The 21,078-nt window shown below is 65.3% G+C and carries 18 protein-coding genes; 6 read left to right on the top strand and 12 right to left on the bottom strand.

The genetic code is table 11. From position 1 onward, the window contains the following. Window positions 1–47: 47 nt before the first annotated feature. On the bottom strand, window positions 48–2,318 hold the full coding sequence (locus U1737_RS05915; protein WP_332795961.1) for a glycosyltransferase family 4 protein: 2,271 nt from the start codon (window positions 2,316–2,318) through the stop codon (window positions 48–50). A gap of 159 nt (window positions 2,319–2,477) precedes the next feature. Then, window positions 2,478–2,936 carry a preQ(1) synthase gene (gene queF, locus U1737_RS05910; RefSeq protein WP_133030263.1) on the bottom strand — a complete coding sequence of 153 codons (459 nt, stop codon included), beginning with the start codon at window positions 2,934–2,936 and terminating at the stop codon, window positions 2,478–2,480. 164 nt (window positions 2,937–3,100) lie between these two features. Here queF and U1737_RS05905 point away from each other — a divergent pair, with 164 nt between their 5' ends. The 5 genes from U1737_RS05905 (at window position 3,101) to U1737_RS05885 (ending at window position 8,079) form a co-directional block, all read left to right on the top strand. Next, window positions 3,101–4,651: a cryptochrome/photolyase family protein gene (locus U1737_RS05905; protein WP_248524486.1), complete on the top strand. Its 1,551-nt coding sequence runs from the start codon at window positions 3,101–3,103 to the stop codon at window positions 4,649–4,651. A gap of 24 nt (window positions 4,652–4,675) precedes the next feature. Beyond that, a complete protein-coding gene (locus U1737_RS05900; protein WP_248524487.1) occupies window positions 4,676–5,506 on the top strand; it encodes a sulfurtransferase in 831 nt (276 codons plus the stop codon). Next, window positions 5,503–6,699, top strand: coding sequence for a cystathionine beta-lyase (gene metC, locus U1737_RS05895; RefSeq protein WP_332795960.1), 1,197 nt, complete (start codon window positions 5,503–5,505; stop codon window positions 6,697–6,699). The genes U1737_RS05900 and metC overlap by 4 nt, the downstream gene beginning before the upstream one ends. An 88-nt stretch (window positions 6,700–6,787) precedes the next feature. Further along, complete coding sequence (locus U1737_RS05890) at window positions 6,788–6,964, top strand: hypothetical protein (protein WP_248524489.1); 177 nt, start codon at window positions 6,788–6,790, stop codon at window positions 6,962–6,964. Between the two features lie 260 nt (window positions 6,965–7,224). Then, a complete protein-coding gene (locus tag U1737_RS05885; RefSeq protein WP_332795959.1) occupies window positions 7,225–8,079 on the top strand; it encodes a TorF family putative porin in 855 nt (284 codons plus the stop codon). Between the two features lie 442 nt (window positions 8,080–8,521). On the opposite strand, the gene U1737_RS05880 is transcribed toward U1737_RS05885, so the two are convergent. From U1737_RS05880 to U1737_RS05850, 7 genes are all read right to left on the bottom strand, one after another. Then, entirely contained in the window at window positions 8,522–8,935 is a 414-nt protein-coding gene (locus tag U1737_RS05880) for a DUF3035 domain-containing protein (protein ID WP_332795958.1), read from the bottom strand. Then, entirely contained in the window at window positions 8,928–9,431 is a 504-nt protein-coding gene (gene lspA / locus U1737_RS05875) for a signal peptidase II (RefSeq protein WP_332795957.1), read from the bottom strand. Before lspA ends, U1737_RS05880 begins: the two co-directional genes overlap by 8 nt. Further along, window positions 9,424–12,387 (bottom strand): isoleucine--tRNA ligase, encoded by a 2,964-nt coding sequence (locus U1737_RS05870; protein WP_332795956.1) that lies wholly within the window; start codon window positions 12,385–12,387, stop codon window positions 9,424–9,426. Before U1737_RS05870 ends, lspA begins: the two co-directional genes overlap by 8 nt. Window positions 12,388–12,594: 207 nt before the next feature. Then, on the bottom strand, window positions 12,595–13,518 hold the full coding sequence (locus U1737_RS05865) for a bifunctional riboflavin kinase/FAD synthetase (RefSeq protein WP_248524494.1): 924 nt from the start codon (window positions 13,516–13,518) through the stop codon (window positions 12,595–12,597). Window positions 13,519–13,580: 62 nt separating this feature from the next. Beyond that, window positions 13,581–14,237, bottom strand: a complete 657-nt coding sequence (locus tag U1737_RS05860) for a dihydrofolate reductase (protein ID WP_332795955.1) — start codon at window positions 14,235–14,237, stop codon at window positions 13,581–13,583. Window positions 14,238–14,388: 151 nt separating this feature from the next. After that, window positions 14,389–14,910, bottom strand: coding sequence for a hemerythrin domain-containing protein (locus tag U1737_RS05855; RefSeq protein ID WP_332795954.1), 522 nt, complete (start codon window positions 14,908–14,910; stop codon window positions 14,389–14,391). Window positions 14,911–14,982: 72 nt separating this feature from the next. Then, window positions 14,983–15,777: a thymidylate synthase gene (locus tag U1737_RS05850; protein ID WP_332795953.1), complete on the bottom strand. Its 795-nt coding sequence runs from the start codon at window positions 15,775–15,777 to the stop codon at window positions 14,983–14,985. A gap of 85 nt (window positions 15,778–15,862) precedes the next feature. Between U1737_RS05850 and U1737_RS05845 the strand changes: the two genes are divergently transcribed. Continuing rightward, window positions 15,863–16,255 (top strand): JAB domain-containing protein, encoded by a 393-nt coding sequence (locus tag U1737_RS05845; RefSeq protein WP_332795952.1) that lies wholly within the window; start codon window positions 15,863–15,865, stop codon window positions 16,253–16,255. Window positions 16,256–16,394: 139 nt separating this feature from the next. Here U1737_RS05845 and U1737_RS05840 read toward each other — a convergent pair whose 3' ends face one another. The 3 genes from U1737_RS05840 to U1737_RS05830 all read right to left on the bottom strand — a co-directional run bounded on the left by U1737_RS05840 (window position 16,395) and on the right by U1737_RS05830 (window position 20,908). Continuing rightward, window positions 16,395–17,105, bottom strand: a complete 711-nt coding sequence (locus U1737_RS05840; protein ID WP_332796045.1) for a class I SAM-dependent methyltransferase — start codon at window positions 17,103–17,105, stop codon at window positions 16,395–16,397. Between the two features lie 23 nt (window positions 17,106–17,128). Further along, complete coding sequence (gene prfB / locus U1737_RS05835) at window positions 17,129–18,256, bottom strand: peptide chain release factor 2 (RefSeq protein ID WP_060526781.1); 1,128 nt, start codon at window positions 18,254–18,256, stop codon at window positions 17,129–17,131. A gap of 132 nt (window positions 18,257–18,388) precedes the next feature. Then, on the bottom strand, window positions 18,389–20,908 hold the full coding sequence (locus U1737_RS05830; protein WP_332795951.1) for a penicillin-binding protein 1A: 2,520 nt from the start codon (window positions 20,906–20,908) through the stop codon (window positions 18,389–18,391). Window positions 20,909–21,078 lie beyond the last annotated feature (170 nt).

Genomic DNA, 21,078 nt, shown 5'->3' with positions numbered 1-21,078 from the left:
GTCGTTCCACTCAGCGCACCGTCGCCTGCAAGGCTGTCGCTAGCGAACTAGGCGACGACGCGGGTCGCTCCTGCCACGCTTTGCGCTGCTTTTGATACCCCCGAAATGGCACAACTTGCGAGTTGCAGGGCCAAAATCGACTCCGCGCCCTGATTTCGGTTCAACCCGGTCGGCATCAGGCCGTCGTAACAGCCGCCATCGGCGACGCTGGCGAGCGGCAGGTCGAGATCGTTCGCCCCCAGGAACCAGCCATATGCGCGCTGCGCTTCGTCGTGCCAGCGCATGTCGCCGGTCGCTTCGAACGCCGCCGCGCACGCATCGACGGTGGCCTGAGCCTCCAGCGGCTGCTGGTCGAACTGCAACGGATCGGCATAGGGCCGGTTGAAGCTCTCCGACCCGACCGCACGGAAGCGGCCCTCAGGCGAGGTCTGCTTGGCGACGATCCAGTCGAGCGTGGCGAGGCCGCAATCGATCAGGTCCTGCCGCCCGAGCGCCTGGCCGGCACGGATCAGCGCCTGAGGAAGGCGCGTATTGTCGTAGGCGAGCACGATCTCGAACCACTGCCACTCGGGACGCCGTGCTTTCGCAAGCAGGTCGAGATGGACCTTGGGGAAGGCCTCGAGGATCGACAGCGACAACTGGTGGCCCGGCTTGGCCTCCAGCATCGCCGCCGCACCGAGCATCGCGAACGCCTGCGCGCGCAAGCTGCCGAGTTCGAGCGCCATCGACGCGGTCGAATCGAACATCGCGGTCGCCCAGTCGCGGTGCTTCGCGGCCTGCGCATCGCGCGCGGTCACGCCGAGCGACCAGAGCGTGCGGCCATTCGAATCTTCCGACCCCGAATCCTCGCACCAGGTGCGATCGAAGTTCATGAAGTTGCGGAACCGGCGCGTGTCCGGGTTCCAGGCGTACTGCACGAACGACGCATAGATCGTCATCCACTTGTCGCGCGTCACGTCGTCGAGGTCGGGCATCGCGCTCATCAGCATCAGCGCGCGGCAATTGTCGTCGATGCAGTATCCGTGGCGACGATCGGGGATTGAGAAGATCGAATGCTGGAGCATGCCCGTCGAATCGCTCATCCGCTCGACCGCGGCGAAATCAGGGATCAACGGCTTGAGCGGCGCCGGCACCTTGGCGAGGCGAAAAGGGCGCGCCGCCACGATCGCACGGATCTCCGCCATCATCGCCTCGGCGAGCTTCGGCCAGATCATCGTACGGCCACGCGCATAGGCACGCTCGGCCAGACGATTGCGATCGCGATCGTTCGACATCAGCGCATCGATCTCGCGCGCGAACGCGTCGACGTCGCCGAACGGCACGAGCACACCGTGGCCATCCGCGAGGATCTCGGTCGCATGCACGTACGGCGTCGAGATGACGGGCTTGCCGACACCGATCGCATAGCTGAGCGTGCCCGACGTGATCTGCGCGGGGTTGGTGTAGGGCGTTACATAGACGTCCGCCGCCTGGAGATAGTCGAGCAGTTCGCCATGCTCGAGGAATGCATCGACGAACGCGATGTTGCCGGCGACGCCCTTCTCGGTGGCGAGCGCCTTCAGCTTGTCGCGATACTTCTCGCCCTCATACGCGACCAGGTTCGGATGCGTCGCGCCGAGCACCACGTACAGCAGGTCGGGATGCTTCGCGATCACCGCGGGCAGCGCGTTGATGACCGTCTCGATCCCCTTGTTGGGGGCGAGCAGGCCGAACGTCAGCATGACCTTGCGGCCTTCCCAGCCGAACTTGTCCTTGAGCAGGGCGGGATCGAGCAAATCGCGATCGGGCACGCCGTGCGGGATCATGACGATCTGGCGCGAATTGGCGCCATAGACGCGCTGGAGAATGTCGCGGCCTCGCTCGGCCATCACCACCACGCGGGCAGCGCGGCGGAGCAGGCCTTCGAGCACGCGGCGCTCGTCGGCATTGGGCTTTTCGAGGATCGTGTGCAGCGTGACGATCACCGGCAGCGTGGTGCGATCGAGCAGCGCAAGGATGTGCTCGCCAGCGGGGCCGCCGAAGATGCCATATTCATGCTGGAGCCAGATCGCCTGCGCACCGCTGGCCTCGATCTTCCGCGCCGTGTTGATGTACGCGGACAGCTCGTGCTCCGGGATCGTGCCGGTAACCTCAGGCGGGTAATCATATTTACCCGGATGATCGTCCATCGCGTAGACGTCGACGGCGATCTCGGGAAAGCGCGCGCGCATGGCCGTGAAAACGTCGGTCGTGAAAGTGGCGAGCCCGCACTGCCTCGGCAAGAAATTACCGATCAGCGCCAGTCGCGCGATATTCCCACCGTCCGCCGGTTTCACCATACCCTGTCCCTCGTTTGAGCGCGCACTTCTGGGAGAACCCGGTCGCGCATCCATTTGAACGGTTCAGGTAGCATAAAGTTTCATTACATACTGCAGTGCAGCACGGGAAAAATATCAATTTAAATCAATCTGATATTTCGGGTCCCTCATCCCGAGCCTTCATCCACGCCCGCGATAGGAGGCGACTCCCTGATCGGGCAGCCACAGATCCTGCGGCGGTGCGCTCGATTGCCAGAACACGTCGATCGGGATTCCGCCGCGCGGATACCAATACCCGCCGATCCGCAGCCACACCGGCTTCATCTCGTCGAACAGGCGCTCGCCGATGCCGACGGTGCAATCCTCGTGGAACCCGGCATGGTTGCGGAAGCTGCTCAGGAACAGCTTCAGCGACTTGGATTCGACGATCGTCTCGCCCGGCACATAGTCGATCACGAGGTGCGCGAAGTCGGGCTGGCCGGTCACCGGGCAGAGCGACGTGAACTCGGGCGCCGCGAACCGCACGAGATACGTCCGACCCGGCCGCGGGTTGGGAACGTAATCGAGCACGGCCTCTTCAGGAGAGGCGGGAAGGGCGCTGTTCTGGCCCAGATGCAATGGGTTGGCGGGTGCGGTCATAGTGCGCCATGTAGGACGCGATTCGGATGACGCAAAGTGGGTGATATGTCTCATCGTCATGCCGGGCTTGTTCCGGCATCCACCCGTCCGCGAGCTTCACGGCCCGCGAGCGTGCGGAACGGTGGCCCCCGGAACAAGTCCGGGGTGACGGAGAGGTTTGGGTAATGACGATAACGACACTCGTACCGATCCTCGGCGACCAGCTGACGATCGACCTTGCTTCGCTGCGCAACTGTGACCCGGCGACGACGATCGTGCTGATGATGGAGGTCGCCGAGGAGACGACCTACGTCCGCCACCACAAACGCAAGATCGCCTATATCCTGTCGGCGATGCGGCATCATGCGGAGGCGCTGCGCGAGGCCGGGTGGACGGTCGAATACACCGCGCTCGACGACCCCGACAACGTGGGCAGCTTCACCGGCGAGATCGCGCGCGCCGTCGAGCGACATGACCCCGAACGCATCGTCGTCATCGAGGGCGGCGAGTGGCGGGTGATGGCGATGCTCGAAAGCTGGGAGACGCTGTTCGGCGTCCCGGTCGAGATCCGCAGCGACGATCGCTTCCTCGCCAGCCATGCCGACTTCGAAACCTGGGCGGCGGAGCGGAAAACGCTGACGATGGAGTGGTTCTATCGCCAGATGCGGACGCGCACTGGCCTCCTGATGACCGACGGCAAGCCCGAGGGCGATCGCTGGAACTTCGACAAGGAAAACCGCAAGCCCGCCAAGAACGACCTGCTGATGCCGCGCCCGCTGGTGTTTAAGCCGGATGCGATCACGAAGGACGTGCTGGATATGGTGGCGGAGCGGTTCGCCGAGCATCCGGGCAGCCTCGACGGGTTCGAGTACGCCGTGACCGCGGAGGATGCCGAGCGGCAGGCGGTGAACTTCTTCCGCCACGCGCTGCCGCAGTTCGGCGACTACGAGGATGCGATGCTCACCGGCGAGCCGCATCTGTGGCACTCGATCCTGTCGCCCTACATCAATTCGGGGCTGCTCGATCCGCTCGATCTGTGCCGGCGCGCCGAGGCGGAATACCGCGCCGGCCGCGCGCCGCTGAACGCGGTCGAGGGCTATATCCGCCAGATCATCGGCTGGCGCGAATACATGCGCGGGATCTACTGGCGCGAGGGGCCGCAATATGTCGAGCGCAACTTCCTCGACCATCACCGCGAGCTGCCCGGCTGGTACTGGACCGGTGAGACCGACATGCACTGTCTGCGCGAGGCGATCGGCCAGACGCTGGAGACTGCGCACGCGCATCATATCCAGCGGCTGATGGTAACGGGCAATTTCGCGCTGCTGATCGGCGCGGACCCGGCCAAGGTGCATCAATGGTATCTGGAAGTGTATGTCGACGCGTACGAGTGGGTCGAGCTGCCCAATACGCTGGGCATGAGCCAGTTCGGCGATGGCGGACTGCTCGGGTCGAAGCCGTATATCTCGTCGGGCGCGTATATCGACCGGATGTCCGATTATTGCGGGTCGTGCCGCTACAAGGTGAAGCAACGGATCGGGCCGGATGCGTGCCCGTTCAACGCGCTGTACTGGGATTTCCTCGACCGGCACGAGGACAAGCTCGGCCGCAACAACCGACTGGCGATGCCGTATCGCAACTGGGCGAAACAGTCCGAGGCGGACCGCGAGGCGACGCGCGCGCAGGCGGCGGGGTTCCTCGCCTCCCTCGACGCGAGCGGCCCCGCTGGTTACTGACCTCACGAGCACAAGGAGCGGCATATGGACGCGTTGGTAAGCACCGAATGGCTGGCGAACGAACTGAGCGCGGGCGATCTGCGGATCGTCGATGCGACCTATGCCGAGGGTCGCGATGCGGCGGCGGAGTATGAGGCGGCGCACATCCCCGGCGCGGTGTTCATGAACCTCGCCGAACTGCGCGATACCGATAGCGACCTCCCCAACATGCTGCCCTCGGCGGAGAAATTCGCGAGCCGGATGCAGACGCTGGGCTTGGGCGATGGCAGCCGGATCGTGCTGTATGACAGCTCGCCTTGGCACACCTCGGCGCGGGCGTGGTGGATGCTCCGGCTGTTCGGCGCGCACAACGTGGCAATTCTCGATGGCGGGCTGGCCAAGTGGCAGGCCGAGGGGCGTGAGATCGCGACGGGGAAAGAGACGCCGCGGCATCGCCACTTCACGACCTGGGCGGACCTGAAGGGCGTGCGCGATCTCGACCAGATGAAGGCGAACGTCGAAAGCGGTGCGGAGCAGGTGCTCGACGCGCGGTCTGTGGCGCGCTTCACCGGCGCGGAAGAAGACCCGCGCCCGGGCACCGCACCGGGGCATATACCAGGCTCGAAGAATCTGCCGCAGGGCGCGGTGTTCAACACAGATGGCACGTGGAAGACCGGCGACGCGCTCAAGGCCGAGTTCGACAAGGCCGGCATCGATCTGTCGAAGCCGATCGTCATGACCTGCGGCTCGGGCATCACTGCATCGGTGCTGGCGTTCGGCGCGCATCTGCTCGGCAACGACGCAGCGCTGTACGACGGCAGCTGGTCAGAATGGGGCGGCGATCCCTCGACACCCAAGACGACGGGAACGGCATGAGCGACACGAACAAGCCGGTCGGCGACGCGACCAAGGTCGTCCTCGCCGGGCGTCGTCCGGAGTGGACGCAAGGCATCGTCAGCCCGCCGGTCTGGCGCGCCTCGACGATCCTCTACGATTCGGTCGGCCACCTCCGCGACAGCGCCACCCGCGATACGCATCACCGCTTGTTCTACGGGCGCAAGGGCACACCCACGCAGTGGAGCCTAGCCGACGCGCTGACCTCTCTCGAGCCTGGCGCGGAGGGGACGTTCCTGTATTGCTCGGGTGTAGCGGCGATTGCGGCGGCTCTGCTGTCGGTGCTGTCCCCCGGCGACGAACTGCTGCTGGTCGACAGCGCCTACGACCCGACGCGCGGCATGGCGGGCGGGCTGCTTAAGAGGCTCGGCATCACCACGCGCTATTACGACCCGATGATCGGCGCGGGCATCGCCGACCTGATCGGCGAGAACACGCGCGCGATCTTCATGGAGAGCCCCGGCTCGCTGAGCTTCGAGGTGCAGGACGTCCCCGCGATCGTCGCCGCCGCCAAGGCGAGGGGGGTGACCACCCTGCTCGACAACACCTGGGCCACCCCGCTGTTCTTCCCCGCGATCGAGCGCGGCGTCGACCTCTCGATCCTCGCCGGCACGAAGTACGTCGTCGGCCATTCGGACGTCATGCTCGGCTCGGTCACCGCGGCACCCGGCCATTTCAAGAAACTGCGCGAGACGAGTTTCCAGCTCGGCCAGGTCGCCAGCCCCGACGACTGCTGGCTCGGCAGCCGCGGCTTGCGCACGATGGCGGTTCGCCTCGCGCAGCACCAGTCGAGCGCGCTAACCATCGCCAAGTGGCTCCAAGGCCGCCCCGAAGTCGCGCAGGTGCTCCACCCGGCCCTCCCTGACTGCCCTGGCCACGACCTGTTTGTCCGCGACTTCAAGGGCTCCAGCGGCCTGTTCTCGTTCGTCCTCAACGGCGGCGACGAAGCTTCGCGGGCCGCGCTGATCGACGCGCTCCAGCTGTTCGGAATCGGCTATAGCTGGGGCGGTTTCGAAAGCCTCGCCATCCCCGCCGACCCGCAACGCCACCGCAGCGTCACCAAGCGCGATGCTGCCGGACCGATGGTCCGCCTCCAGATCGGCCTGGAAGACCCCGCCGACCTGATCGCCGATCTCGACGCGGGGCTGGACGCTTTTCGGAGGGTGCGCGGCTAACGGTTCGCCCGCAGTTTTCATCGCCGCGTCATTACCGCGATAGGTCCGCGTCACTACCCTATTGGCAGGCCAGCCGACGGGATTAGCGATGACGGAAACTCAAGGCGATCTGTTGGGCAGCCTCATTGTCCTGGTAAGTACGGGCCTGCTGCTCACCGTGGTGCACCGCGCCAGTTCGTCGCGGGACGCGCCGGAGGTCCGCTGGCTTGTCATACTGAGCGTCCTCCTGTCGGTCGCGGGCGTCGCCACCGTCATTCTGACGTGATCGCGCCGCCCCGCCGTCGCCCTCTCGGTGGTTGGAACGCGCTCTTGTCGCTGCACGTCGGATCTGTTCGGTGTGTCTGTTGCGCAACATGTGTGGCGTCAAACCCGGATTGTACGCAAGATTCGCTTGTGCGTCGCACCATGGACTGTCACACATTCGTCACCGCAGGAAAGACCGCACTCGGAGGCTGACGCCTCGATAGATGCGGCGTCCGCGGTTGCAGGCGGGGACATCGACTTTCCAGTATCGAAAGGGAAACGATGCGCTTCACCACTATTCTTCTCGGCGGCATCGCATTGGCTGCCGCTACCCCCGCGTTCGCTCAGGACGAGGCTACTGCGCCACCCAAGCCGATCACCGTCACCGGCTCGGTCGGGCTCGTCAGCGATTACCGCTTCCGTGGTGTGTCGCAGTCGGACGAGAACCTCGCCATCCAAGGCGGCATCACCATCGCGCACGAGAGCGGCCTATACATCGGCACCTGGGGGTCCAACCTCGCGGGCTGGGGCACGTTCGGCGGCGCCAACATGGAGCTCGATCTGATCGCGGGCTATAAGGTCCCGGTCGGCGGCGGTACGCTCGACGTCGGCGCGACCTGGTACATGTACCCGAGCGGCTTCGACAACACCGACTTCATCGAGCCTTATGCCAAGCTGTCGGGCACCGCAGGCCCCGTCGCGCTGACCGCCGGTGTCGCCTATGCGCCCAAGCAGCAGGCACTCGGGCCATGGTATTCGAACGGCGCGTCGGCGGCGGCGGGCGTCTATGACCGCGTGAACGCCAAGGATTCGAATCTGTATCTCTGGGGCGATGTCAGCAGCGGCGTTCCCAATACCGGGCTGACCGTGAAGGCCCATGTCGGCTATTCGAACGGCAACAAGGGCCTCGGCCCGTTCGCGACCAGCGTGTCGCCGACCGGTGAATATTGGGACTGGCTGTTCGGTGCGGACTACGTGATCCCGAGCACCCCGCTGACGCTGGGCGTGGCGTATGTCGATACCGACATCACGAAGGGCGAATCGGCCTATCTCCAGCCTAGCTTCAGCCGCGGCCAGGACGGCAACGGCTCGATCGCCAACGGCAAGGTGCTGGTGTCGCTGACCGCAGCGTTCTGATCTAGCGCGGTCCTCGCGCTTCCTGCTTTCCCTCTCCTATCGGGAGAGGGAAAGCTGGCGACGGGTGAGGGCACCCCAGCATTGTTTCCCCGCGAAGGCGGGGATCCAGTCTGGGCTCCCGCCTTCGCGGGAGAACAAGGGGGGCCGAGGCTGCCCGGTTCCCCGATCTCCGATCTCCGATCTCCGATCTCCGATCTTCGTTCCCCAATTCCCATACCTCATTCCGTCACCCCAGCGAAAGCTGGGGTATCTCTCGAGGCTAGCGACGTTCGCCACACGGTGAGATCCCAGCTTTCGCTGGGATGACGAATTTAGGCGCGGGCGGGCACGGACACGGGCACGGATCACGGTCCGCTTCGGACGATGCCGCGGCAGTAACCAGACACGAAAAAGGGCGGCCCCGCGAGGAGCCGCCCTTTTTCGTCCACCGGTAAAACCCCGATCAATTCGCGGTCGTGCGCGCGTCCTGGCCGTCGCCTTCCGGGGCCGCGACGATGTCCCGTGTGGTCGAGCCCTTGTCCACCACCGTCGTACCGGAATCGCCGACGCTGGAGCGGATACCGGGGTCATCGCTGTCCGCACCCGCATCGTTCAGCACACCGGTCTCGGCCGCACTGCGTGCCGCGGTGCCGCCGAACAGCGCATCGAGCGTTTGCGCGTTGGCCGCGGTATCCTGCGGGCGGGCGGCGCCGGGCTGTGGCGGGACCAGTGCGAAGTCGGGCGGGATCACCAGCGGTGCCTGGCGCGCAACCGCGAACTCGTCCGGGCGCGCACGATCGAGGCTTCGGCCTGCCCCGCAGCCCGAGAGCAGCGCGACGCAAGTGAGGCCGGCGGCCAGGGGTACGAACTTACGCATGGGAATTCTCCACAGGGGGCTTCTCGCGCACGAGCAGCGCCCGAACAAGCAGGACGAGCACGCCGACAGTAATCGCTGCATCGGCGACATTGAAGACCAAAAACGGACGCCACTCGCCGATATGCAGGTCGGCGAAATCGACGACGTAACCGAGCCGGATCCGGTCGAGGATATTGCCGACCGCGCCGCCGAGCACGAAGCCGAGCGCGACCTGATCGGCCGGGTTCTTCTCGCGCGTCATCCACACCGCGACGCCGATCGCGATCGCGCCGGTGAGCAGCACCAGCGCCCAGCGGGTCAGGTGTCCGTCGGCGGGGAGCAGCCCGAGCGAGATGCCGATATTGGGTACGAAGCGCAGGTCGAAGAACGAGGTGATGGTCTGCGCATCACCGAGCGAGTCGATCCCGAGCGGCTTGGTTACGGCCCATTTGGTGAGCTGATCGGCGAGGAAGAGGGCGATTGCGGCGCCGAACCCGGCCTTTGGCAGGTTACGCATGCGCCACCACCTCTTCGCAACGATCGCAGAGATCGCCGTCGACCGTCACCTCGGGGAGGTGACGCCAGCAGCGGCCGCATTTGTGGAAGTCGGTGCGCGTCACAGTGACCGCGTCGCCCGGCGTGACCTTGGCGACGATGAACGCCTCCGCCAGCGCGTCCGCGTCGAGCAGCATCGCGGGGACGGTGATCTCGGCCTCCAGGCTCGAGCGCACGGTCTTCTCGCGGCGGAGCGGTTCGATCGCCTCGGTGACGGCGACGCGCAACTGGCGGATCTCGTGCCACTTGCTGCCGACCACGTCGTCGGCGTCGAGCGACGGTAACGACGGCCATTCGAGGTAATGCACCGAGCTGTCGTCGCTGGGGAATCGTGATTGCCACACTTCCTCGGCGGTGAAGCACAGCACCGGCGCGGCATAGCGGACGAGCGCGTGGAACAGCACGTCGAGCACCGTGCGGTACGACCGGCGCTTGATGTCGTCGCCCGCGTCGCAGTAGAGCGAGTCCTTGCGGATATCGAAGAAGAACGCGGACAGATCCTCGTTCGCGAAGTCGGTCAGCAGGCGCGTGTAGCGGTTGAACTCGTACGCTTCGGCCGCCTGGCGCAGTTCGGTGTCGATCATGCCGAGGCGGTGAAGCACGTAGCGCTCCAGCTCGGGCATGTCGGACACCGCGACGCGTTCGGAATCGTCGAAGCCTTCGAGCGCGCCGAGCATGTAGCGGAAGGTGTTGCGCAGTTTTCGATACGAGTCGGAGGCGGTGGTTAGCACCTCCTTGCCGATCTTCACGTCGTCGAAATAGTCGGTCGAGGCGACCCACATGCGCAGGATGTCCGCGCCGCTCTCGCCGATGATCTTGAGCGGATCGACGACGTTGCCGAGCGATTTCGACATCTTCCGCCCCTGGCCGTCGAGCGCGAAGCCGTGGGTGAGGACCGCATCATAGGGCGCGCGACCGCGGGTGCCGCAGCTTTCGAGCAGCGACGACTGGAACCAGCCGCGATGCTGGTCCGAGCCTTCGAGATACAGGTTCGCGCGGGTGCCTTCGCCGTAGCGCGCCTCGACCGTGAAGACGTGCGTGCAGCCGGAGTCGAACCAGACGTCGAGGATGTCCTTCACGACCTCATAGTCCGCAAGGTCGTAGTCGGGGCCGAGCAGCGCCTGGTGGCCGTCGGCGTACCACGCATCCGCGCCGCTCTCGCGGAAGGCTTCGATGATGCGCGCGTTGACCGCGGCGTCGTTGAGGTATTGGCCGGTGGCGCGGTTGACGAACAGCGCGATCGGCACGCCCCAGGCGCGTTGGCGGGAGATCACCCAATCGGGGCGGCCCTGGACCATCGACGTGATCCGGTTTTCGGCGCGCGCGGGGATCCAGGTGGTGGCGGCGATCGCGTCGAGCGCGATCTCGCGGAGCGTGGCGCCGTTGCTGGACCCAGGCCCTTCGACTTCGCTCAGGGCGAACGGTGTGGGTGCGTCCGCATCCCCAATCCCGTTCGTGCTAAGCGAAGTCGAAGCACCCTGGCCGTCGGTGCTGAGCGAGGTCGAGGCATCCATCGGGATGAACCATTGCGGGGTCGCGCGGAAGATCACCTTGGCCTTCGAGCGCCACGAATGCGGATAGCTGTGCTTGAAGTCGTCGCTCGCCGCCAGCAACGCGCCGGTCTCGCGCAGGTCGGTGCAGATCGGGCCGTCGGCGCCCACGAACTTCTTGTTGATGACGCTGCCCTCACCGCCGCGCCATGCCCAGTCGGCACGGTACATCCCCGCGCCGTCGATCGCGAAGACCGGGTCGATGCCGTATTGCTTGCAGAGTTCGAAATCGTCCTCGCCGTGATCCGGCGCCATGTGGACGAGCCCGGTGCCCGCGTCGGTCGTGACGAAGTCGCCGGGCAGGAACGGCCGCGGCTTCGCGAAGAACCCGCCGAGCGCGTGCATCGGGTGACGTGCGGTTGCGCCTTCGAGAGCGGAGCCCTTCCCGCGCCAAAGGATCGCAGCGCCACCCTCTTCCCCGTCACCCCGGCGGACGCCGGGGCCCACCTCGCCGCGGTCTCCCCCGTTGGTAAGTGGGTCCCGGCTTCCGCCGGGATGACGGGCGGTACGGGCAAAAAAGCTGTCGATCAGCGCCTCTGCGATCAGGAAGCGGCGATCGCCGTCCGCGACGAGCACATACTCGATCTCAGGCCCATAGCTCAGCGCCTGGTTCACCGGGATCGTCCACGGCGTCGTCGTCCAGATCACCGCATGCACGCCGACCAGCTCGGGCGCATTCGGCGCAGAGTCGATCTCGAACGCGACGTCGATCTGCGTGGAAACGATGTCCTCATACTCGACCTCGGCCTCGGCGAGCGCGGTCTTCTCTACCGGCGACCACATCACCGGCTTGGCGCCGCGGTACAGCTGGCCGCTCTCCGCGAACTTCAGCAATTCGCCGACGATCGTGGCTTCCGCCTCGTACTTCATCGTCAGATACGGATCGGCCCAATCGCCCATCACGCCGAGGCGCTCGAACTCGCCCTTCTGCACGGCGACCCATTTCCCGGCATAGGCGCGACATTCGGCGCGGAACTGCGCGACTGGGACGTCGTCCTTGTTGAGCTTCTTCGCGCGGTATGCTTCCTCGACTTTCCACTCGATCGGCAGGCCGTGGCAATCCCAGCCTGGGACGTACGGCGCGTCCTTGCCCATCAGCGACTGCGAGCGGACAATGATGTCTTTCAACACCTTGTTCATCGCGTGGCCCATGTGGATGTCGCCGTTCGCATAGGGCGGGCCGTCGTGCAGGATGAACCGCTCGCGCCCGAGCCGCTGTTCGCGCAACCGGTCGTAGATCCCGAGCTTCGCCCAGCGCTCGAGGATCGCCGGTTCCTTGGCGGCGAGGCCCGCCTTCATCGGGAAGTCGGTCTTCGGCAGGAAGACGGTGTCGCGGTAATCGCGGGCGGGCGCAGGAGTATCGGTCATAAGTGGGCCGGGCTGTAGCCGAGAGGCGCGCGCGTTGCCATCCCTCTCCCATGACGGTCACCCCAGTCTCGACCGTCACCCCAGTCTCTGCCGTCACCCCAGCGAAAGCTGGGGTCTCGTGCGGCAGGGGGGCGTTCCCTTACCGGGATACCCCAGCTTTCGCTGGGGCGACGTATGTGGTTTGGGTGGATCTCGAACGAACGTCGTTCAAGCCAGCAATGCCCGCGCGCGCGCGCAGTCGGCGTCCATCTGGGTGATGAGCGCATTGAGGTTGGCGAACTTCGCCTCGGCGCGGAGATACTCGATCAGCGCAACCTCGATCCGCTGGCCGTACAGGTCTTCGCCGAAATCGAAGAAATGCGGCTCGAGCAATTCCTTGGGCGGATCGAAGCTCGGACGGATGCCGAGGTTGGCCGCGCCCTTCAACATGCGACCGTCCTCGAGCCGCCCGGTCACCGCATAGATCCCGTAGGCGGGGCGCAGATAATTCCCCATGTCGAGATTGGCGGTCGGATAGCCGATCGTACGGCCGACCTTGTCGCCGTGCTGGACGAAGCCCTGGATCGCGAACGGGCGCGTCAGCAGGCGGGTGGCGGTGGCCATGTCGCCCGCGCGCAGGGCTTCGCGAATGCGGGTGGAGGAGATGACCTCTCCCTCCAGTTCGATCGCGCCGACCGTTTCCGCGCGAAACCCGTGGGCGGGGCCACGCGAGGCCAAAGTGCGGACGGTGCCGGCCTTGCCCTTGCCGAAGGTGAAGTCCTCGCCGGTGACGACACCCGCCACGCGCAGATTGCGTTCGAGCCGCTCGGTGATGAAGCGTTCGGCGGTCAGCGCGGCGAGATCGCCGTCGAAATTGAAGACGACCATCGCATCGGCACCGGCTTTCTTGAAAAGCTGTTGGCGCTGATCGAGCGTGGTCAGGCGGAAGGGCGGGGTGTCGGGGCGGAAATGGCGGACCGGATGCGGGTCGAACGTCGCGACGAGCGCGGGGCGCCCCTCGGCATGCGCCCAGGCGACCGCGCGCGCGACCACGGCTTGGTGGCCAAGGTGAAATCCGTCGAAATTCCCCAGCGCGACGATCCCGTTCGCCAGATACGAAGGGATGGAAGCGCCACCGTCAAGCCGTTGCATGGGGGCGGGCTATAGGGGGGTGGCGAGGGGGACGCTAGTTCCCTAGTCACAAGGCTGCGTCGTCAAGCCCAACTGAACGCTGGTGATTTCGAAGCATCGCCTTTTGTGTCGCGTGACCGACGCGATCCACTGGCTTTGTCCATGCGCTTAGCACGCATAGAGGTTATGGCCGCTTCTCGACGAGCTCGCCGGTCATCGGCGTGCCGTGAGATCAGTTCAAATATTTCGTATGGGGCCTCGTCATTCTCACCCTGCGTTTTACTGACTACCCGATTCACTGTCCATTCCGAAGGCTGATGTAGCGGACTTAGATCAAAGAACGCATCACCGTCGGCTACCGGTTTATCGACAATCGTAATGAGGTAACGATCGACGAAATCATGAAATTGTGAGTACATGGTCGAGCCGCCAATAACGAAGGTCTCACGGAAATGAGATGGCGCGGCCTCGGCCTCTACCATTCCCTCCAAAATGCCTTCGCGAAGGACGCACTTAGGTTGATCGTCAAACAGATGAAACTGTTTACTCAAGACAATATTGTATCGGTTCGGGAGGCAGCGTCCTAGAGAGTCGAATGTCTTACGCCCCATTAGAACAACATTCTCGGAAGTTTCACTTTTGAAAAACGCCAAGTCTGACTTCACACGCCAGGGAAGCGAATTTCGACATCCGATGATGCCATCCCGATTTACTGCAACGATTGATGTAAGTCGACGCATTGGCAAAACCCGTGTGTGTCGGCGTGTACTGACATACACGGGCCCTTATGTGAATCCCAAAACGGCCAAACGTGGTCGGATGGCGGTGGGCGAATCTGTGGATAATTTTGGCGTGAGGCTTATTAACCTATAAATCAGGTTGAGAAATATCTTAGCCGGGCGCGTGTTCCTTCACATACGCCTCGGGGTCCTTCTCGACGACCTTCACCCCATTTAGATGATTCGCCTCGAATGCCGCAAACCGAACGCCAAGCTCATGCCGCTCTTCCAGCGTCGCATGCTTGCGGAAATCGGTGAGGCCCTGGCGCTCTTCCTCGGCGAGATGATCGCTGTTCGCTTTGTTGCACTCCCCGACCGCCTCGAACCAAGCGTCCGACCCGACCGGATGTTTGTCCACCGCTTCGCCCGTCTCGCGGATGTCGTTGTGATCCTCGATCGCGTCCTCGGTTTCCTCGGCGGCCGAGTCGGCGTCGTTGCCGCCGGTGCCGATCTTCATCAACCGCGGGTAGAAGAAGCGCTCTTCCGCCTCGGCATGCGCGTCGAGCAGGTTCTTGAGGCGCGTCCACAGCGCCGACAGCGCCTCGGTGTCCTTGGCGTCGATCGAATCGATCTGCGCGAACAGCGCGCGCTGCTGCGCGTGTTCGTCGAGAATGAGCTGGGTGATGTCCATCATGGGCCTTCCGAATGGGTTCGGACGGTCAACCATGGGCGCCACGCCCGGTTCCTATTGCGATTCGCTCTCTGTTCAGACCGCGACGGGCGCCTTGATGTGCGCCTGCGCAACGTAATCGTGGAGCACGAAATCCTCATATTCGTAGGCGTCGATCGAGTCCGGCTGCCGCACGATTTCGAGGTGCGGCAACGGCCCCGGCGAGCGGGTCAGTTGCAGGCGTGCCTGCTCCAGATGGTTCGAATAGAGGTGGCAATCGCCGCCGGTCCAGATGAACTCGCCGACTTCCAGCCCGCATTGCTGCGCGAGAATATGCGTCAGCAGCGCATAGCTGGCGATGTTGAACGGCACGCCGAGGAAGATGTCGCCCGAGCGCTGGTAGAGTTGTAGCGACAGCTTGCCGTTCGCGACATGCGTCTGGAACAGGCAGTGGCACGGCGCGAGCGCCATCGCGTGCAGGTCGCCCGGATTCCACGCGCTGACGATCTGGCGGCGCGAGGTGGGGTTGGTCTTGATCTGCGCAATCAGCTCGGCGATCTGGTCGATATGGCGGCCATCAGCGGCAACCCAGTCGCGCCATTGCTTGCCATAGACCGGGCCGAGATCGCCGTTCTCGTCCGCCCATTCGTCCCAGATCGCCACCTTGCGGTCCTGTAGCCACCGCACGTTGGTGTCGCCGCGGAGGAACCACAGCAATTCGACGATGATCGAGCGGAGGTGGAGCTTCTTGGTGGTGAGCACGGGGAAGCCCTGTGCGAGGTCGAACCGCATCTGGGCGCCGAACACGCTGAGCGTGCCGGTGCCGGTGCGGTCCATCGTCTCGACGCCGGTCGAGAGCACGCGGTCCATGAGGTCTAGATATTGGCGCATCGGGTTGGCGTAGCGGTGCGGGGGCGGGGGCTCAAGCGGATGCAGTTGCGCGTGCGGTGGCGGGTGCCGCGGGGCAGGCGGGTCTGTGCTGCCGTTGCCCGTGCCTTCTCCTCGTATCGCGGACCTCGCCGCGGCTCGCGCGCTGTTCGCCGGGTTGGGTCATGCCACGGTCGAGACGGTGGCGGTCGCGTATCTTGATCCGAATCGGAGGCTTCTCGGGATGCGGCATGTCGTCGGGGGGCGGGATCGGGTGGCGATCTCGATTCGGACGGTCGCGGTGGATGCGTTGGGGTTCGGCGCGGTCGAGGTCGTACTGGCGCATAATCATCCAAGCGGGGACGCAACCCCGAGTGCGCGTGATGTGGCGTTCACGCGCGCGCTCGCGGCGGGGTTGCGGACACTGGAGATCGTGTTGCTCGACCATCTGGTGATCGCGGGAGACCAGGTGACGAGTCTGAGGGCGCTGGGAGTGATTTGACGCTCCAACATCAATCCCCCCCTGCAAGGGGAGGTGGCTGGCACTTGCCAGACGGAGGGGTGAGACCCTCTCGATAGCGCTATACCCCTCCGTCAGCCCGATGGGCTGCCACCTCCCCTTGCAGGGGAGGATTTGGCGCTCACTTCAACCGACACGCCCGGATCGCTTCAGGCTTCGGCCGCGGCCCGGTCGCACGGAACGTCGCCAGATAGCCGCCCGCCGAGGGCATCTCGTCCATATCCACCTGCGTGTACCCCACCGCCGCGAACTCGCACTTCAACAGTGCCGGCGGCGTGCCGTGGTCCTGCGTCCGGCGGTTCGCATCGACCACCACCACCAGCCCGTCGGGCTTCAGCGATGGCCGCAACCGCCACAGGAACTCGTACGGCTGCTCGATCTCGTGATACATGTGCACCATCAGCACCCGGTCGAAGCTCGCCTCGGGCAACTTGGGATCGTTCGCTTCGCCCAGCTTCACGCTGACGTTCGTTAGATCTTCGCGCGCGACGCGTTCCGCCAGCGTGTCGCGCACGCTCGCGACGATGTCCTCGGCGAGCACGCGGCCTTCCTTGCCGACCCGCGCCGCCATGCGGATCGTGTAGTATCCCTCGCCCGCGCCGATGTCCGCGACCGTCATGCCCTTGCTGATCTCGGCCTTGTTCATGACCTCACCCGCCTCGTTGAGACGGTCGCGCGCTTCTTCGTTAGACCAGCGCGACGACACGATCGACGCGACCGGACGGTCGGCGGCAGGGAACACCGGCTCCTTCGGCTCGCGCTTGATCAGCGGCTTGCTGCCATCGCACGCGCCCAATGCGAATAATGGGAGCAGGAATACCGGTGACAGCATCAGGGCAAGGGCACCCTTGAGCTTCAATCGACGTCCTCCACCTCGACGGCCTCGCCGGTCACGCGCTGCGACAGCGCCGCCGCCATGAACATCTCGAGATCGCCGTCCAGCACGTCCGACGGGCTGGTCGACACCACGCCGGTGCGCAGGTCTTTCACCATCTGGTACGGCTGAAGCACGTAGGACCGGATCTGGTGACCCCAGCCGATGTCGGTCTTGCCGGCATTCTCGGCGTTCGCCGCAGTCTCGCGGATCGCCAGTTCGCGCTCGTACAGACGCGCGCGGAGCTGGTTGTACGCCTCGGCCTTGTTCTTGTGCTGCGAGCGCTGGTTCTGGCACTGCACGACGATGCCGGTCGGGATGTGCGTGATACGCACCGCCGAATCGGTCGTGTTGATGTGCTGGCCGCCGGCACCCGACGCACGGTACGTGTCGATGCGCAGGTCGCTCTCGTTGTATTCGACCTCGATATTGTCGTCGACGACGGGGTACACCCAGACGCTGGCGAACGACGTGTGCCGCCGCGCCGCCGAGTCGTACGGGCTGATCCGCACCAGCCGGTGCACGCCGCTCTCGGTCTTGGCATAGCCGTACGCGTTTTCGCCCTTCAGCAGCAGCGTAGCGGACTTGATCCCGGCCTGCTCGCCCGAATGCTGGTCGACCAGCTCGACCTTCAGCCCGTGGCGCTCGCCCCAGCGCGAATACATGCGGCTGAGCATCCCCGCCCAGTCCTGGCTCTCGGTCCCGCCGGCGCCGGCGTTGACCTCGATATAGGTGTCGTTGGCGTCGGCCTCGCCCGCAAGCAGCGCCTTGATCTTGTCCCGGTCGGCCCGCGCGGCGAGTTCGGCGAGCGCGGCGACGCCGTCCGCCTCCATTGCGGTATCGCCCTCGGCCTCTGCCATCTCGATCAGTTCCGCGGTGTCGCTGAGTTCGCTCTGGATCGCACGCGTCGCGCTGATCGCCTCATCGAGACGGCGACGCTCGCGCATCACCTCCTGCGCGGCTTTGGGATCGGACCAGAGCGCCTGATCCTCGACGCGCGCGTTCAGCTCGTCGAGACGACGCAGTGCGCGGTCCCAATCGAGGAAGCGGCGCAGCAGCGCCAGCGCGTCGTTGATGGTGTCTACGTGAGCCTGCGCTTCGGCGCGCATGGGTATTCTCCGGTCTTCGTCATGCCAGCGAAAGCTGGCATCTCCTGCGGCGAGGAGTGTCCTCCCTTACCACGAGATCCCAGCGTTTGCTGGGATGACGCATTGATGTGCGATGACGTCTATATAAGGGCGCTAGTAGATTCCGCCTTGTCTTTGCAAGAAATCGCTGTCGCGCGGGGCTTCGGCCCTCTTCACCGCGGTGGTGGTCGTCGCTGCGGTCGGCGCCGCATCGGAGCGCCGAGCGGCACGACGCGGTTCGCTCTCCGGCTTGAACGCTTCCCAGATCACTGCCGGCTTCGGATCGTCGGTGTTCGGCCACGTACCATAGACCGGGCGGCCACTCCCGCGATCGATCCGGACCATGCGGATCCCGGCCGGTGCGCGGAACGGCAGCTTGGGCAGATTCTCGTACGCCTTAACCGCGAACTGCTTGAAGATCGGCGCGGCCAGCGTGCCACCCTGTGCGGCACCGCCGAGATTCCGCGGCGTATCGAAACCGATATACAGCCCGCCGACGAACTGCGGGGTCCCGCCGATGAACCACACGTCGGTCGGGCCATTGTTCGTGCCCGTCTTGCCGAACATCGGCCGATCGAGATCGCGCAACGTCACCGCGGTACCGCGCTGGACGACGCCCTCGGTGATGTGGACCATCTGGTAGGCGGTCATCGCATCGAGCACCTGGCGCTGGCGCGTCACCGGGCGCGGCATCGGCTTGCCGTCCCAGTCGGGCGCGTTGCAGCGATCGCAGGGTCGCCAGTTCTCCGGCCAGATCACCTTGCCATGACGGTCCTGGACGAAGTCGATCAGCGACGGCGGGCCGCCTTTGCCGTTGTTCGCTAGGATCGAATACGCGTTGACCATACGCCCGACGGTCGTCTCGCCGGCGCCGAGCGCGAACGAGAGGTAGGGCGCGTAATCGCCGACCCCCATCTTCTTGATGGTCGCAACGACCTTGGGCATCCCGGTCTGCGCGGCGGTTCGCACCGTCATCAGGTTGCGCGACTGCTCGATGCCCCAGCGCATGGTGTGAGGCCCGGCGCCGCGCGAATTGCCGAAGTTGCGGAAGCATTTCTGCCCGAGCCGCGCGCCCTGATACACGCAGAACGGTCCGTCGACGATGATCGACGCCGGCGTCATGCCGTTATCCAGCGCGGCGGAATAGACGATCGGCTTGATGGTCGAGCCCGGCTGGCGCATCGCCTGCGTCGCGCGGTTGAACGCCTGCAACCGGTCGTCGAACCCGCCCTGCATCGCCAGCACGCGGCCCGAAGCCGGCTCTTCGACGACGAACGCCCCCGAGACCTTCGGGATCGCCCGCAGCGCGAACTGGCCGCCTTCCGGCGCTACCGCGATGATGTCGCCGACCTTGATCGCGCCGAACGCGTTGCCGCCCTTGCCGCGCACCGCCATCTGCGCCGCATAGCGCGGCAGCGTGCCGGTCTTGCCGGTGCGGAAGCCCAGGCTCCAGGCATTGCCGTCCTTGCCCGTCACGATCGCCGCGACCCAATTCCGGTAATCGAGCGCGATATTGCTGTTGAGCAAAGGCTGAAGCCAGTTGTCATCCTCGATCTCGACATGGCGAATGGGGCCGTTCCAGCCGCGCCCGCTGTCGAACCGAACCAGCCCGTCGCGCAACGCCTGCTGCGCCAGGTCCTGCAACCGCGCGTCGAACGACGTCCGCACCCACAGCCCGCCCGAATAGACGCTGTACGGCCCATCCTTCGCGCTCTCGCCGAACTTCGCCATCAGCTGGCGGCGCACTTCCTCGACGAAATAGCCGCCGACGCTCTGGAACTTCGGCGTACGCCGCAACACTGCGCCGAGCGGCTCCGCGTTCGCCTGGTCACGCTGCGCGCGCGTGATGAAGCCGTTGTCGAGCATCCGGTTCAGCACATAGTTGCGCCGGATCATCGCGCGCTCGGTATTGCGCACCGGATCGTAGTTGGACGGACCCTTGGGCAGGATCGCGAGATACGCCATCTGCGCGAGATCGAGCTGGTCGAGTTCCTTGTCGAAATACGCATGGCTCGCGGCCTCGACGCCGAACGCGTTGCGCCCCAGCGCGATCTGGTTGAGGTACAGCTCCAGGATCTGCGGCTTGGTCAGCGTGTCCTCGATCTTGTACGCCAGCACCGCCTCGCGCAGTTTCCGCGACGGCGAATAGGCGTTGCCGATCAACAGGTTCTTGGCGACCTGCTGCGTGATCGTCGAGCCACCCTTGGCGCGCTTGCCGGTGCCGAGTTTGGTCACATAGTCGTACACCGCGCCGGCGAGGCCCGGATAATCGACGCCGTGATGCTCGAAGAACGACTTGTCCTCGGCGGCGAGGAATGCCTTCACCAGCAGCGGCGGATATTCGGCATAGCTCAGCTCGACGCGGCGTTCGCGCGCGTAGGAATGGATCGGTGCGCCGTCGATGCCGCGCACGTTGGTCGGCAGCGGCGGCTCGTAGGTGCGCAGCGTATCCACGGATGGCAGGTCGCGCATGACCGCGAACCAGAACGCGAAGATCGCGACGACGCCGAGCACGGCAAGCGCCAGCGCGGCCTTGGCCCAACGGCTCGACCAGGCGCGCGCGAACCCGCCGCGTAGCCGGTCGCTGGTGCGGCCTGTCGCCGTCGTCGAGTTGGGGGAGGGATCGGACGCCATGATTACTGCCGCAGCGTCTAGCAGGTTAGCGCGCGCTTGCCAGCCTCCGGTGCGATGGGGGCGGGGCGGGCTTTCGCGTGCGTTCGTCCGAGGTTTGCTGCTCTGAGTTCCTCCAGTGCTGAGTCCTTCCGCCTATGGGCACCACCCCGGCGAAGGCCGGGGCCCAATTG

Origin of the sequence: Sphingomonas fucosidasi (genome assembly GCF_036663855.1) — a bacterium.
Classification (GTDB): domain Bacteria; phylum Pseudomonadota; class Alphaproteobacteria; order Sphingomonadales; family Sphingomonadaceae; genus Sphingomonas; species Sphingomonas faeni_B.
The sequence above is the reverse complement of the archived record's forward strand: the minus strand, read 5'-3'. Positions and strand labels throughout refer to the sequence as shown.